This is a genomic window from Microbacterium sp. K2 (assembly GCF_051365005.1).
GTDB lineage: Bacteria > Actinomycetota > Actinomycetes > Actinomycetales > Microbacteriaceae > Microbacterium > Microbacterium foliorum_B.
In genome coordinates, this window is sequence record NZ_JBLWII010000001.1 from 1,845,095 (window position 1) to 1,859,277 (window position 14,183).

General features: G+C 69.0%; 11 protein-coding genes. 8 read left to right on the forward strand and 3 right to left on the reverse strand.

Translation table 11 applies throughout. The features are described 5' to 3' along the window. Nucleotide 1 precedes the first annotated feature (1 nt). Complete coding sequence (locus tag ACLKOY_RS08940; protein WP_436453309.1) at nt 2-1,300, reverse strand: MFS transporter; 1,299 nt, start codon at nt 1,298-1,300, stop codon at nt 2-4. Between the two features lie 134 nt (nt 1,301-1,434). Between ACLKOY_RS08940 and ACLKOY_RS08945 the strand changes: the two genes are divergently transcribed. Further along, nucleotides 1,435-2,712: a TetR/AcrR family transcriptional regulator gene (locus ACLKOY_RS08945; RefSeq protein WP_436453310.1), complete on the forward strand. Its 1,278-nt coding sequence runs from the start codon at nt 1,435-1,437 to the stop codon at nt 2,710-2,712. 27 nt (nt 2,713-2,739) lie between these two features. Here the strand turns inward: ACLKOY_RS08945 and recQ are convergent, their stop codons facing one another. Beyond that, entirely contained in the window at nt 2,740-4,800 is a 2,061-nt protein-coding gene (gene recQ, locus ACLKOY_RS08950) for a DNA helicase RecQ (protein WP_436453311.1), read from the reverse strand. Between the two features lie 91 nt (nt 4,801-4,891). Between recQ and ACLKOY_RS08955 the strand changes: the two genes are divergently transcribed. Then, complete coding sequence (locus ACLKOY_RS08955; RefSeq protein ID WP_363572459.1) at nt 4,892-5,209, forward strand: GNAT family N-acetyltransferase; 318 nt, start codon at nt 4,892-4,894, stop codon at nt 5,207-5,209. After that, on the forward strand, nt 5,209-6,126 hold the full coding sequence (locus tag ACLKOY_RS08960) for a pirin family protein (protein WP_436453313.1): 918 nt from the start codon (nt 5,209-5,211) through the stop codon (nt 6,124-6,126). Before ACLKOY_RS08955 ends, ACLKOY_RS08960 begins: the two co-directional genes overlap by 1 nt. Before the next feature lie 74 nt (nt 6,127-6,200). On the opposite strand, the gene ACLKOY_RS08965 is transcribed toward ACLKOY_RS08960, so the two are convergent. Next, nucleotides 6,201-9,233 (reverse strand): S8 family peptidase, encoded by a 3,033-nt coding sequence (locus ACLKOY_RS08965; RefSeq protein WP_436453314.1) that lies wholly within the window; start codon nt 9,231-9,233, stop codon nt 6,201-6,203. A 166-nt stretch (nt 9,234-9,399) separates the two neighbouring features. Between ACLKOY_RS08965 and ACLKOY_RS08970 the strand changes: the two genes are divergently transcribed. From ACLKOY_RS08970 to ACLKOY_RS08990, 5 genes are all read left to right on the forward strand, one after another. After that, on the forward strand, nt 9,400-9,942 hold the full coding sequence (locus ACLKOY_RS08970) for an ECF transporter S component (protein ID WP_436453315.1): 543 nt from the start codon (nt 9,400-9,402) through the stop codon (nt 9,940-9,942). An 82-nt stretch (nt 9,943-10,024) separates the two neighbouring features. After that, the gene (locus tag ACLKOY_RS08975; RefSeq protein ID WP_436453316.1) at nt 10,025-11,785 is read left to right on the forward strand and encodes an ABC transporter ATP-binding protein; all 1,761 of its coding nucleotides are present in this window, start codon (nt 10,025-10,027) and stop codon (nt 11,783-11,785) included. Then, complete coding sequence (locus ACLKOY_RS08980) at nt 11,782-12,600, forward strand: energy-coupling factor transporter transmembrane component T (RefSeq protein WP_436453317.1); 819 nt, start codon at nt 11,782-11,784, stop codon at nt 12,598-12,600. The genes ACLKOY_RS08975 and ACLKOY_RS08980 overlap by 4 nt, the downstream gene beginning before the upstream one ends. 11 nt (nt 12,601-12,611) lie before the next feature. After that, entirely contained in the window at nt 12,612-13,487 is an 876-nt protein-coding gene (locus tag ACLKOY_RS08985; RefSeq protein ID WP_436453318.1) for a siderophore-interacting protein, read from the forward strand. Between the two features lie 116 nt (nt 13,488-13,603). Next, the gene (locus ACLKOY_RS08990; RefSeq protein ID WP_436453319.1) at nt 13,604-14,176 is read left to right on the forward strand and encodes an ECF transporter S component; all 573 of its coding nucleotides are present in this window, start codon (nt 13,604-13,606) and stop codon (nt 14,174-14,176) included. The last annotated feature ends 7 nt before the right edge of the window (nt 14,177-14,183 follow it).

The following is a 14,183-nucleotide window of genomic DNA, read 5'->3' on the forward strand; positions in this document are numbered from 1 at the left end:
GTCACTTGACTCCCTTGATGCGGTAGACGAGAACGGCACCGGCGAGCGCGACGAGCGCCCCGAACAGGTACCAGGTGGTATACCCGCCGAGCGGGGTCGCCGCGCCGAGCGCGACGATGCTCGGCGCGATGGCGGGAGCGATCGACTGCGGCAGCGCGTTGGCGATGTTCAGCACGCCGAGGTCCTTGGCCACGTCGTCGGGGTTGGGCAGCACCTCGGTGGCGAGAGCGAGGTCGACCGACAGGAACGAGCCCGCACCCAGCCCGATGATGGCCTGCGCGACGATCACGACCGGGATCGAGGGCGCCAGGGCCAGGATCACGAGACCGATGACCATGATCACTCCGGCGATCGCGACGAACGGCCGGCGCTTGCCGATCTTGTCCGACAGGAACCCTCCGAGCGGAGCCGAGATGGCCATGGCAGCCATCGACGCGAGGTTCGCGATGAGGATCGTGCCGACCGCCCCCTGCTCATCGAGCTCGAACTTGTTGACGAGGTACAGGGGAAGGAAGGTGGCGATGCCCGCGTAGCCGAACATCACGAAGAACTTGGTCAGCCACGTCCATCCGAAGTCCGGGTGCTTGCGGGGATTGAAGACGAACGAGCCGAAGAACGTGCCGACCGTGAATCGCGTCGCCGGCTTCTCGGTGAGGCGACGGTCCTTGAGCGTGAGCACGAACACGACGACCAGGATCAGCGCGATCGCACCGGGCACGAAGAACCGCTCGAAGTCGCCGGGCAGGAAGTTCACGATGAAGCTGCCGGCGAGGATGCCGATGGGCGTCGTGATGCCGATGACGCCCGAGACCTTGCCCCGGCTCGAGACCGGCACCTGATCGGGCAGCGTGGCATTGGCTGCGGCGAGCACCGCGTTCATCGACGCCTGCACGAGGCACCAGGCCAGCAGCACGACGAGCACCGAGGTCGCGGCTCCGATGATCGCGAATCCGCCGAGACCGACGATCGCTCCACCCAGGATCCAGGGGCGACGCATGCCCCACTTCGACGTCGTGCGGTCGGAGAGACGCCCGACCAGCGGGTTCGCGATGAGCGCGAAGGCAGCACCGACACCCATGACGAGTCCGAGGCTGCCCTCGGTGTTCACCGGATCGAGGCGCTGGATCTTGAACGCCATCGACACCATCACGGGGGTGAGAAGCGCCAGGTAGACGCCGAAGTTCACGGCGGCGAGTCCGGGGGTGTAGCCACGGGGCGTCTTCAGCGGTGTGGTGCCTGGGACTTTGAAGCCGGTGGTACCGACGGCAGCCGCGGTGGCGGCCGATGACAGCTCTGTCACGGGGGATCCTTTCGGGCAAGGTTCGTCGGTCATCTGCGACCTGACGTGAGGATGACGATACACGAATCTCGACCGTTTGGTAAGTGAATGTCTACCGACTGGTAATGAGAGAGAATGAGGGGGAAGGGGGAGCGATGACGACAGCGATGACGACGGGTTCTCGTCAGGCGCGCGCTGCGGCCACGCGTCAGCGGATCGTGGATGCCGCCCGCGAGCTGTTCGTCTCGAACGGCTACCGCTCGACGTCCCTGCGCGACATCGCCTCCGCGGCATCCGTGAGCCACCCCGGACTCCTCGGCCACTTCGCCTCGAAGGACGACCTGCTCGCCGAAGTCGTCGCCGGATTCGAAGACGAGAACGAGAGAGCGTTCGATCTGCTCGGGGCCGCTTCGGACTCGGGTGAGCTGATCTTCGCCGACGTCGCCCGGCGCAACGCGCACACCCCCGGCTATCTCGAGCTCTTCGCGGCACTCACGGGTGAGGCATCCGCCCCGGGCCACCCGGCACACGAGCGGATGCGGCAGCGATACGCCCGCCTTCGTGCACTGAGCTCGGAGGTGCTCGAGGACGCGGCGCTGCACGGCACCATCGATGCCAGTCGGGATGTGTCAGCCGAGACCACAAGGCACATGGCCGGCTGGGACGGACTCCAGCTGATCTCGCAGTATCTTCCCGACCGCGTCGACGTCGTGCAGATGCTCGAGGAGCGCGAGTCGCTGTGGGCGCTGCCGCACCGGTGGCGGGATCCTGACCAGCCACTCGCATCGCCGACGCCCGCCGGCCCTCTGCCCCCGGTCTTCGGTGCCGATGCGACCGACGACGACACCGAGGGATACGAAGTCGGACGCCGCCGCCGTGCGCAGATCCTCGCCGACGCCACCAGACTCTTCGCCCGCGACGGCTACGGCGACACGAGCCTGCGCGACATCGCTCAGGCGGTGGGCGTGTCGAAGTCCACGCTGCTGCACCACTACCCGTCGAAGGAGCTGCTGCTGAGCTCTGTGCTCGCCGAGCGCGACAGCGCCATCCGGATGCGCAGCCAGGCGGTGCGCGTCGATCGGGCGTCCGACGCGCTGCGGAGCATCCCCCACGGTGCCCGCGTGAGCGCGCTCGACGAACCGGGACTGATCGAGGTGTACGCCGTGCTGTCGTGCGAGGCGGTGCCTGCCGCGCATCCTGCACACGAGTACTTCACCGCCAGGTTCTCTCAGGCGGTCGACTACTTCACGGAGCTGTTCCGACTCGCCAGGATCGATGGGGACCTGCCTGAGCACCGCGACCCCGAGCATGAGGCGATCTGGCTCGTCGCACTATGGGACGGCCTGCAGTACCAATGGCTGTACGACCGCGACGCGGTCGACATCGCCGCGCACCTGACGGCACACCTCGATGATGTGCTTCCCCTGCGCTGAGCGACGAGTCGGGCGATGCGCCGCGGGTCAGGCCGCGGCGATCACCGCGAGCACGCCCTCACCATAGGCGTCGCGCTTCTTGGCGCCGATGCCGGTGATGCCGTCGAGGTCGGCCAGCGAGGCCGGCCGGTGCTCGGCGAGCGCGCGCAGCGTGGCATCGCCGAAGACGATGTAGGCGGGAACCCCCTGCTCGCGCGCGGTCTCGGCGCGCCACGCACGCAGCGCCTCGAACAGCGGACGGTCGCCGGCGTCGAGAGCATCCGCCGCACTCGCCTTGCGCGCCCGTGGACTGGACGCGGGTCGGCCGATCGTGTCTTTGCGCAGCGGAACGGGGGTCTCGCCCTTCAGCACACCGACCGACTGCTCGCCGGGGGCGAGCGTGCCGTAGTCGCCCTGTGCGACGATGATGCCTCGCGCGAGCAGCTGGCGGACGACGCTGCGCCAGTCCTGATCCGACAGATCGGCGCCGATGCCGTAGGTCGCGAGCTTCTCGTGGCCCTGCTGACGGATGCGCTCGGTCGAGGCCCCGCGCAGGATGTCGATCAGATGCCCGGCGCCGAACGACTGATTGCGCTCGCGCTTGAGCCGCACGATCGTCGAGAGCAGCTTCTGCGCGGGAACCAGGCCGTCGAACGTCTCGGGGTTCTCGAGACAGGTGTCGCAGTTGCCGCAGGGCTGTGATTCCTGGCCGAAGTAGCCGAGCAGGTTCTGGCGACGGCATTCGACCGTCTCGCACAGAGCGAGCATCGCGTCGAGGTGCTGCCCGAGGCGCATCTTGAACGTGCGATCACCGGGGCTCTGATCGATCATGCGGCGCTGCTGCACCACGTCGCCCAGGCCGTAGGCCATCCAGGCGATCGACGGCTCGCCGTCACGGCCCGCGCGACCGGTCTCCTGGTAGTACCCCTCGACGGACTTCGGCAGGTCGATGTGGGCGACGAAACGCACGTCGGGCTTGTCGATGCCCATGCCGAACGCGATCGTCGCGACCATCACCACACCGTCTTCGCGCAGGAACCGCGACTGGTTCTTCGCGCGCACGTCGGCGGGCAGACCCGCGTGGTACGGCAGGGCGTCGAACCCCTGCGCCGCGAGATAGGTCGCCGTCTGCTCGACCGACTTGCGGCTCAGCGCATAGACGATGCCCACCGACCCTTCGGGCTGCGCGCGGATGAACGAGACCAGCTGCTTGCGCGGATCGACCTTGGGCACGATCCGGTACTGGATATTGGGCCGATCGAAGCTGGCGACATAGTGCTTGGCCGTGTCGAGCCGCAGCCGCTCGGTGAGCTCTTTGTGCGTCGCGCGGGTGGCGGTGGCCGTCAGCGCCATGCGCGGAACACCGGGGAACCGCTCGCCCAGGTCGCCGAGCGCGAGGTAGTCGGGGCGGAAGTCATGGCCCCATTGCGACACGCAGTGCGCCTCGTCGATCGCGATCACGCTGAGGGTGCCGCGCTGCAGCAGTGCCGTCGTCTGCGGCGACGACAACCGCTCGGGGGCGACGTAGATGAGGTCGAGCTCACCGGCGACATACGCCCGCTCGACCTCGCGCCGCTCGTCGATCGCCTGCGTGGAGTTGAGATAGGCGGCGTTGACGCCGTTCGCCCGAAGCGCGTCGACCTGATCGTGCATGAGCGCGATGAGCGGGCTGATCACGAGCCCCGTGCCCTCGCGCACGAGAGCGGGCACCTGATAGGTGACACTCTTTCCGCCACCGGTCGGCATGAGCACGACCGCGTCGCCGCCGCCGATGACCTGATCGACGATCGCCGCCTGGTCGCCGCGGAACTCGTCGTAGCCGAACACCGTGTGCAGCGCCTCGGCCGCAGACGGATACCGGCTGGGCGTGGCGCGCCGCGCCGCGGGGGCGGATGCCGCGGAAGACGCCGTCGGGCGAGACGCGGACCGCCCGGCCTTCGTCGTCACGGGCGTCACGGGGCCGGGCCCCCAGTCCAGCGGAGGCTCGAACCCGGCGCCCTGAGGCTCCCAGTCCATGGGCTCGGGCGGCTCGGAGGGTTCCCACTCGCCGTCCCAGGGCTCATCTGCGTACGGCAGATCCTCGTACGGGTCACGGGGAGTCTGCGGCATCCCTCCAGCGTAACGACCCCCGCCGACCTCGGCCCGCCCCTCCACAACTCAGCGGGCGTAGGTTTGACGCAGACGCCCGAAGGAGATTCCGATGACCGACATCACCGTCACCCGCGACGACGCAGAATCCCGCTACGAGATCCGCTCGGATGACACGCTCGCCGGCTACGCCGAGTTCGAGCTGCGCCCCGGCGCGATCCGCTTCATCCACACCGAGATCGACCCCGCGTTCCAGGGGCAGGGTCTCGCCGGCATCCTCGCCGAGAAGGCGCTCACGGATGCCGCCGCATCCGGCGACGCGATCGTGCCGCTGTGCCCGTACATCGCGAAGTACCTGACGACGCACGAGATCGCCGGCGCGGAGATCCGCTGGCCCAAGCGGCCGGGCACCGCACCGACGGAGGCGTGATGATCGGCGAGCGCCGCATCGTCCTCGAAGCGCGCGAGGTCCCCCTCGGCGGGGTGCGCGGCATGAATGTGCTGCGCGTGCTGCCGCATCGCAATCTGCCGACGATCGGCGCCTGGTGCTTCCTCGACCGGTTCGGCCCCGCCGACACCCGCATGCGCGTCGAGCCGCACCCGCACATCGGACTCCAGACCGTGACCTGGCCACTGGTCGGCGAGATCCGTCACCGCGACTCGCTCGGCAGCGACGCCGACCTGCGACGTGGACAGCTCAACCTGATGACCGCCGGCAACGGCATCTCGCACTCCGAGTACTCGATCGGAGAGGACCCGATCCCGCTCGACGCCCTGCAGCTCTGGGTCGTGCTGCCCGACGGCGCACGCCAGGGACCGGGTGGGTTCGAGCGCCACACCGATCTGCCCCAGATCGAGCTTCAGGCCGACGAGGGCACGGCGGCCGCGGCGACCGTCGTGCTCGGCGAGTTCGCCGGCGTCGCCTCGCCGGCCACCGTGCACACCCCCATCGTCGGTGCCGAGATCGCAGTGCCCGCCGGCACGAGCATCCGGCTGCCGCTGCGCCCGGAGTGGGAGCACGCCCTGCTGCTCGTCGAAGGCGATGCGGTGGTGGCGACGCACGACCTCGCACTCAACGACATGCTCTACCTCGGCGATTCGAGGGATGCCGTCGAGGTGTCGAGCGTGCAGGGTGCGCTGCTCTTCCTCATCGGCGGCGAACCGTTCGCCGACGAGATCGTCATGTGGTGGAACTTCGCCGGTCGCGATCACGACGAGATCGTCGAGGCGCGCACCGAGTGGGAGGCGGCATCCGATCGCTTCGGCGTCGTCGAGGGACACGACGTGCGCATCCCCGCGCCTCCCCTGCCCGACGTGCGGCTGATGCCCCGCGGTCGCTGGATCTGACGCAGTCGCAGGATCTGACGCTGTCGCACGACGACGCCCCGCGCTCCGGAGAACGCGGGGCGTCGTCGTGACCGCTACTGCGCGTCGACCGTCACGATCGTGCGCACGGCGGACTCTCCGTACTGCACGAGTCCGAGATAGCGGGTGCCGGCGGTGAGACCGGTCCAGCTGAGCTCGTAGGTCGTCGCCTGACCGCGCACGGCATCGATCGGGTTCGGGGTCGCCGTGAACACCCCCTCGCCCTCGGGCTGCACGTTGGCGTAGGTCATGTCCCACGTCAGCGGAGCCGAGGTCGAGTAGACGTTCGCGACCACCAGGTAGGTGCCCGCCGTCGGAGCCTGCAACGTGACCTGCTCGTCGGCCGAGCCCGTCGCCGACTGCCAGCGCTCGTAGTAGCGCAGGTCGTCGGGGCTCACGACCCGATAGACCGTGAGGTCGAGGTCGCTGCCCGTGTCATCCGACGAGTCGAGGTCGAAGCGCGAGAGCGTCGTGCCCTCCGGCACGTCGACGATCCACGACACGTCCTTGTTCGCGTCGCCCGATGCCTCGTCACCCGAGTGTCCGATGACACGGCCGTCCGGGTCCTCCAGCAGCGTGAACGGAGTCAGGCCCGACACCCCGAGCGCGAGAGCGCCGTCGACGCCGGGAGTGATGTCGACCGTGGTCGAGCCGTCGACTCCCGTGCCCTCGACCTCGGCCGGAGCATCCGCCGTGACCGGGAACACCGCGATCGGCGACCGCACCGTGTTCTTCTTGCTCGTCCAGGTGAGCGATCCGGTCGCCCACTGCTCGACCGGCGCGCTCTGGTTGTCGAACGTGACCGTGTAGGTCGCGGTCTGACCCGGCTTGTCGAACTTCAGCGTCGACGGCTGCACCGTCGCGTTCACGCCGGGCAGATCGACGGATGCCGTGAACGTGCCCTTCTCGGTCGCGGTGACCGTGCGGGTGACCGTCTGCGCGCTCGCGAGCGACCCGATCGAGAACGACGCGACGTTGAGGTCGCTGCCGTCGATCGGCTCTCCGGGGAAGTCTGCCAGGCCCTTGCCCTCGAGGAACGCCACCCAGTCGGGCACGTCGTTGAGATAGAGCAGACCCGGGTTGAGCATGCGCTTCGGGTCGACCTGACCCGCGCCCTGCTGGAACGGGTCCTTGTTGGCAGAGCCGTCGGGGTTCACCGTGTCGTACGCGGTGGTCATCATCGCGGACTTGATCTCGGCGGGCTTGGCGTTGGGCCGCTCGCTGAGATAGAGCGCTGCGAGACCGGCGATCTGCGGTGAGGCCATCGACGTGCCCGACAGGATGCCGAAGGTCGGCTTCTCGCCAGGAGCATTCTGCGTGGCCGCGAGGATCGCGACTCCGGGGGCGGCGATGTCGGGCTTCATGATGTCGCTGCCGTCTGCCAGCATCGGGCCGCGGCTCGAGAATCCGGCGATCTGCGGCACAGGCGTCACCACTCCGGTCGTGTTCTCACCCACGAGCGTGATCGGACGGTCGACGCCGCCCTGCACGTAGGCGAGCACCGCCGCGCGGTGCACCGAGGCGAGGTGCACGGTCGGCACGGCGTGGAAGTCGTTGTCGAGCGAGTCGGCGGCGCCGGGCACGTTCACGAGCACGACGCCCATGCCGCCGGCATCCTTCACGACCTGCGACTTCTCGGCGCGAGCGTTACCGCCTCGGTCGCAGACCACGATGTGCCCCGTGACCTTCGCCGCATCGAGCGTGCCGGGAAGGCACAGTGCGGCATCGGCGGCGGCCTGACCTGCGGCCGGCGCGTCGCCCGCGTAGATCGACGGCCCGGTGACCGTCGTGCCGAACGGCACGCTCACCGACGCACCCGCCTGGGCGAAGCCGTCGAACTGCACGGTGCCCTCCCACGTGGGGATCGTCGAGGCGGCCACCGTGGTGTACCACGGCGACGCGTGATCGGCCGTGACCGAGTCGGGGCCGTCGTTGCCGGCGCTGGTCGCCACGAAGACGCCCGCGGCTGCCGCGTTGAAGAACGCGATGTCCTCGGGGGCGAGCACGGTGGATGCCGCGCCGCCGCCGATCGAGTAGTTGATCACGTCGACCCCGTCGGCGACGGCCTGGTCGATCGCTGCGATCAGGTCGCTGCCTGCACAGATGTCGTCGGTGGTGACCGCCTCGTCGGGTCCGACGTAGCAGGCCTTGTAGGCCGCGACCTTGGCACCGGGTGCGACACCCGACACCTTGCCGAAGTCGACGTCCTCGATCGAGGCCTTCACGCCGAAGTTGCCGGCCGCCGTGCTCGCGGTGTGCGAGCCGTGGCCGTCGCCGTCACGCGGCGACAGGTAGTCGTACTGGAAGTCGAATCCAGCCGCCTCGGCGCCGGTGTAGAAGTACTGGGCTCCGATGAGCTTCGACGAGTAGTCGCCCTTGTCCCACTCCTGGGCCTCGACCATCGTGCCCTGGAACTGTCCGCCGTCCGACTTGTCGAAGTAGACGAAGGTGCCGTCGGTGTACGGCTGGCTTCCCTTGTGACGCTTGTCGTTCTTGGGCTGCTTCTTGAGCTTCTTGCCGGCGAACGACGGGTGCTCGGGGGCGATGCCGGTGTCGATGACACCCACGACCACGCCCTCGCCCGCCTTGTCGACGCCGCCGGTCTGCTGCCAGACGCCGCCGCGGCCCTTCTTGTCGTCTCCGAGACCGAGGAAGTCCGTCGCGGTCTGCGCGTCGGGGTGCCGGATGAAGTCCGGGTAGACGCCGTAGACGTCCTTCGATGCCCGGAGCTTGTCTACCTGCTCTCCCGACAGGTCGGCGCTGAAGCCGTTGAGCACCACCTGGTAGGTGTTCTCAGGGGTGACGCCGACCTCTTGCGCGATCGTCTGCTGCTCGGACTCGAGATGCTCGACATAGCGCTGCGAGTCCTGCGACTGCCGCTCGAGCTGCTCGCCCTCGGCGGGCTTCGTCGCCTCGAGGCCGTTGACGTCGCCGGTGTAGCTCGCGAGTGGATCGGACTTCAGCACGACGATGTAGTGACCGGGCGTGCCTTCGACCGGAGTGGGGTGATTCACCTCCTCCGTGCTCGCGTAGCCGGCGGTTGCCGTCGATGCGATGAACAGCGTTGCCAGGGTTGTGGCCGCTGCCATCCGGAGGGGTGTTCGACCCATGCGCTTCTCCCGATGATCACGGTGCGACTGCGTTACCGCACCGCCGTTCAAGCTACGCCCGGCTTCCGTCCACACACCAGGGTCGGGGATTATTACTGGCCGAACGGCCAGCCGAGTCGCCAATGGTCGACAGTAGGCTGGAGGAGTGACCCCCTCCCCCGTCCTGACGACCCGCGTGCTGCTGGTCTGCGCGGCGATCGGCGTCGCCACAGGCATTCTCGGAGGGATCGCCGGCCTCATCACGCCGGTCGTCATCGTGGTCACTCCGTACCTCTACGGCCTCGTCCTCGGCTCGCACGTCCTGCCGGGCATCATCGCCCAGGAGGTGCTGCGCCGACCGTTCGTGGCCCTCATCACGCACGTCATCGCCGCCTTCATCTCGAGCGCGTTCAACCCGGCCTGGACGCTGCGCTTCATCGGCACCGCGGTGCTGTTCGGCGCGATCCAGGAGGGCATCGCCGCGCTCACCCGCTACCGCTCGTGGGGGCCCTGGCGCTTCTTCATCTCGGCCGGCGTGATCGGGGTGATCGTCGCCGTCGTGGTGTTCTTCGCGGTCGACCTCGGAGCCTTCGCGCCGTGGCTGCAGATCGCCTATCTGGTGATCGCGGTGCTCGGTCCGATCGCGTGGACGGCAGCCGGGCTCGCGATCGGTTCGTCGCTGAGTCGCGCGGGCGTCGCACGGCGCTGACCCACCGCATCCGACGCGTGGTGATTCAGGTAAGGCTCAGCTAAGTTAGAACGGTACCGATCGCCGAAACCGGGGTTATGCCGTGCGCTCATCCGCGCCCCTTCTCAGCGTGCGTGACCTCTCGATCACCCACGCCGATGCTGTGCGCCCCTCTCCCGAGCGAGTCACCTTCGACATCGATCCCGGCGAGGTCGTGCTGCTCCTCGGTCCCTCGGGCTCGGGCAAGTCGACGCTCACTCTCGCGCTCAACGGGCTCATCCCGCATGCCGTGCCTGCGACCATGACGGGGTCGGTCCACGCCGGCGGCGTCAGCACGGCTGACGCCGACACCGCATCGCTGAGCACCCACGTCGCGATGGTCTTCCAAGACCCGGATGCGCAGATCGTCACCGGCACCGTCTACGACGAGGTCGCGTTCGGCCCCGAGAACCTGCTGCTCCCGCTCGACGAGGTTCGCGCCAGGACGGCGGACGCGCTCGGTCGCGTCGGTCTCTGGGAGCGCCGAGACGAGAATCCCGACCGGCTGTCGGGCGGCGGGCGGCAGCGCCTCGCGATCGCGTGCGCACTGGCCATGGGGTCGCCCCTGATCGTGCTCGACGAGCCGACTGCGAACCTCGACCCGCAGGGCATCGACGATGTCTACGCCGCACTGACCGATGTGATCGCAGCCGGCGATCGGGCCATCCTGCTCGTCGAGCACAACCTCGACGCGGCGATGGGCTTCGTCACCCGCACGATCGTGCTCGACCGCGCGGGTCGCGTGGCGTTCGACGGACCGGCGGCAGAGATCATCCGCAGGCACGCCGCCGAACTCATGGCCATGGGGGTCTGGCTCCCCGGGGCGACTCTGGCGGCACTGCGGATGCAGGATGCCGGGACGCACTTCGACGACTTGCCACTCACGCCCGCAGAGCTCGCCACGGCACTCGCCCCGGCGCTCGGTGGGGCCGCTACCCCTGCCGCGCTCACGACGCCCGCGGCTCCGTCTTCGGCTCCCGGATCAACGGCTCCCGCATCCACCGCTGTCTCACCCGGCATCCGTGCTTCCGTCGTGCAGACGGACGTACCCTCGCGACCGACGACCGCCCCGATCATCAGCGCCCGCGGTCTCACCGTGCGCCGCCACCGCACCGAGATCCTGCACGGCATCGATCTCGACCTCGAGCCGGGAACCCTCACGGCGATCATCGGCACCAACGGCGCGGGCAAGACCACCCTGCTGCAGGCACTCGCCGGAGTCGTGCCGCCGCCGAAGCGGCAGGTGACGGTCGACGGGATCGACCCCGGCTCGGCGTCGCCGCGAGAGCTCGCGAGCCGCATCGGGTTCGTGTTCCAGAACCCTGAGCACCAGTTCATCGCGCACACGGTGTTCGATGAGCTGGCACACGGGCTTCGACTGCGGCACACGTCGGATGCCGAGACGCGCGAGCGCGTCGACGCCATACTCTCCCGCTTCGGACTCGAGGCCAAGGCCGACGTGCACCCGTTCCTGCTGTCGGGCGGAGAGAAGCGCCGCCTCTCGGTCGGCACGGCCCTGATCACCCGCCCGCAGGTGCTCGCGCTCGACGAGCCGACCTTCGGCCAGGATCGCGCGCGGGCCTCCGAGCTCCTCGCCCTGCTGCGTGACCTGCGCGCTGAGGGGACGACGATCGTCATCGTGACCCATGACCTCCAGCTCGTCGCCGAGCACACGTCGCACACAGTGATCCTCAGGGACGGTCGAGTGCACGCCGCCGATCGCACCGACGTGCTCTTCCGCGATGAGGCTCCGTTCGTCGAGGCCGGACTCCGGCTCCCGGCACTGCAGCGTGTGCTGGCCGACGCGGGGCAGGCGATCGCATGAGCGCGCACGCTTTCGACCCGTACGCCGCCGTCTCGGCATCCTCTCCTCGTCAGTTCCTCTACGCGCTCAATCCGCTGGCGAAGGTCGTCGGAGTCGCCCCGGCCATGGTGCTGCTGATCTTCGTGCGCGACCTCGCCACACCCGCCGCCTTTCTTGTGCTGTCTCTCGCGCTGATCGTGGCGGGCTCCCGCGTGACCTGGCGCACAGCCGCGCTGCTGTTCGTCGCACTGCCGGTCGGCATGCTCGCGATCGGAGTCGGGTTCTCGCTCTGGGTCGATGCATCGCTCGTCGACGACACCCGTGCCGCGCTGCAGATCGGCTCGTGGACGCTGTATCAGGGCGCTCTCGAGATCGGCTTCGCCACGGCTCTGCGCCTCGGCTCGATCGTCGCCCTGGCGCTCATCGGCGGCCTGACCACCACCGGCCCCGACCTCGTGCGCGCCAGCGTGCAGCAACTGCGGGTGCCCTACCGGATCGGCTACACGGCGCTCGCCGCCTTCCGCTTCGTGCCGCGCTTCGGCCACGAGCTCTCGGTGATCCGGGCCGCGCATCGAGTGCGCGGCCATCACGGCGGCAGTGGGCCGTTCGCGCGCATCGCCCGCGGGTGGGGCTACATCGTGCCGCTGCTCGCCGGAGCGATCCGTCACGCCGAACGCGTCGCTCTCGCCATGGACTCCCGCGCCTTCGGCGCCCACACGACGCGCACCGAACGCCACCTCGTGCCGTTCCGCACGCGCGACACCGTCTTCATCATCGTCTCGATCGCCGCATCCGCCGCGATCTTCGTGCTCTTCTTCCCCTGGCAGCTGCCCTGAAAGGCGCCCGCATGGCATACAGCAAACTGGTCAAGCCCGAGTCGGCCGAGCTCATCCATCTCAGCGTGCTGCGCACCGAGCGCCTCTCCGAGCACTGGATGAGGGTCACTCTCGGGGGAGGCGAGATCGAGAAGTTCCGTCCGATGGGCTTCGATCAGTGGTTCCGCCTGTTCCTGCCGATCGGCGGCGACGCCGGCCTCGACCGCGTTCCCGCGAAGGCCAACAAGATGTTCGGGTATCTCAAGTTCCTGCGCATCCCCGACGGCGAGCGACCCGTCATGCGCAATTACAGCGTGCGCGAGTATCGCCCGGCGACCGACGAGTCGGGTGCCGAGATCGATGTCGACTTCGTGCTGCACGGGTCGGCGGCCGACGGCACTGCCGGCCCCGCGTCGCGATGGGCGGAGACCTGCACGCCCGGCGAGCACGTGCTGATCATCGACGAGGGGCTGACGTTCAACCCGCAGCGCGGAACGGATCGCGTCGTGCTGGTCGGCGACGAGACGGCGCTGCCCGCGATCGCCTCGATCTGCGCCTCGCTCCCCGCGCACGCCACAGGCACGGCGATCATCGAGGTGCCGTCCCCGGAGGATGCGCTGGACTTCCCGCATCCGTCGGGTGTGGACATCGTCTGGCTCGTGCGCCCGCATGAGTTCGACCCAGGGTCGTTCGCCCTCGCCCGATTGCGCGAGCTGACACTGCCCGAGGCGCCGTTCCACGCCTATGCGGCCGGCGAGCAGTCCCTGGCATCCGGCGCCCGCAAGCATCTCGTCGGCGAGCGCGGCGTCGACAAGAACGCGGTCAGCTTCTGCGGATACTGGAAGATCGGCGCGGCGTCGCCCACGTCGAAGGCAGCCCGCGACGCGGCAGCGGAGCCCCTGTCATGAGCGGGGCGGATGCTGTGGAGCCGAATCCGAACACGGGTCAGGGCACCGCTGCGGGGTCAGAAACGCACCGGACGCCCGATGCGGGGTCAGAAACGCACCGGAAGTCGCCCTCCGAGATGCAGAATCGACCCCGCACCACCCGGGCACGACGCTTCCGCGTCCCGACGGCTATCCTCCTGACATGTGCCGCACTGGGCGTCGCAGGTGGGGCGCTGCTGGCCCCGGCGAACTGGATCTCGACGATCCTCTTCCCGGGTCTCCCCTTCGTCAGCGTCGGGTTGGCCGGTCTGTGGCTGCTTCCCTCGGTCATCGCCCTGCGCCTGCTGCGCCGCCCCCTCGTGGGTCTGCTGGTGGGCCTGCTGGCAGGGCTCGTCATCGTGCCGTTCTCGGGATACGGCTTCAGCAGCGTGGCCACCAACCTGTGGTGGGCGGCGTTCACCGAACTGCCGTTCCTCTTCGTGCTGTGGCGTCACTGGGGAACCTGGCTGCACTACCTCGGCGCCGCGATCGTCGGCATCGTCTACCCGGTGCTCGCGTGGGCGTCGTTCAACCTCGGCAGCTTCGAGCTCCCCTTGCAGATCACGTTCTTCGCCGTCACCCTCGCCAGCTGCCTCGGAGCCACCGCCCTCGGCATCCTGATCGCCGACCGGCTGCGGAGGGCCGGCGTCGGAGCACGCCTGCCGCGCTGACGTCGCG

What these genes read in the sequence shown, in the direction of transcription:
- recQ (WP_436453311.1), bottom strand. Translation starts at nt 4,800, where the DNA reads ATGCCGCAGACTCCCCGTGACCCGTACGAGGATCTGCCGTACGCAGAT.
- ACLKOY_RS08955 (WP_363572459.1), top strand. Translation starts at nt 4,892, where the DNA reads ATGACCGACATCACCGTCACCCGCGACGACGCAGAATCCCGCTACGAG.
- ACLKOY_RS08960 (WP_436453313.1), top strand. Translation starts at nt 5,209, where the DNA reads ATGATCGGCGAGCGCCGCATCGTCCTCGAAGCGCGCGAGGTCCCCCTC.
- ACLKOY_RS08945 (WP_436453310.1), top strand. Translation starts at nt 1,435, where the DNA reads ATGACGACAGCGATGACGACGGGTTCTCGTCAGGCGCGCGCTGCGGCC.
- ACLKOY_RS08980 (WP_436453317.1), top strand. Translation starts at nt 11,782, where the DNA reads ATGAGCGCGCACGCTTTCGACCCGTACGCCGCCGTCTCGGCATCCTCT.
- ACLKOY_RS08990 (WP_436453319.1), top strand. Translation starts at nt 13,604, where the DNA reads ATGCAGAATCGACCCCGCACCACCCGGGCACGACGCTTCCGCGTCCCG.
- ACLKOY_RS08965 (WP_436453314.1), bottom strand. Translation starts at nt 9,233, where the DNA reads ATGGCAGCGGCCACAACCCTGGCAACGCTGTTCATCGCATCGACGGCA.
- ACLKOY_RS08985 (WP_436453318.1), top strand. Translation starts at nt 12,612, where the DNA reads ATGGCATACAGCAAACTGGTCAAGCCCGAGTCGGCCGAGCTCATCCAT.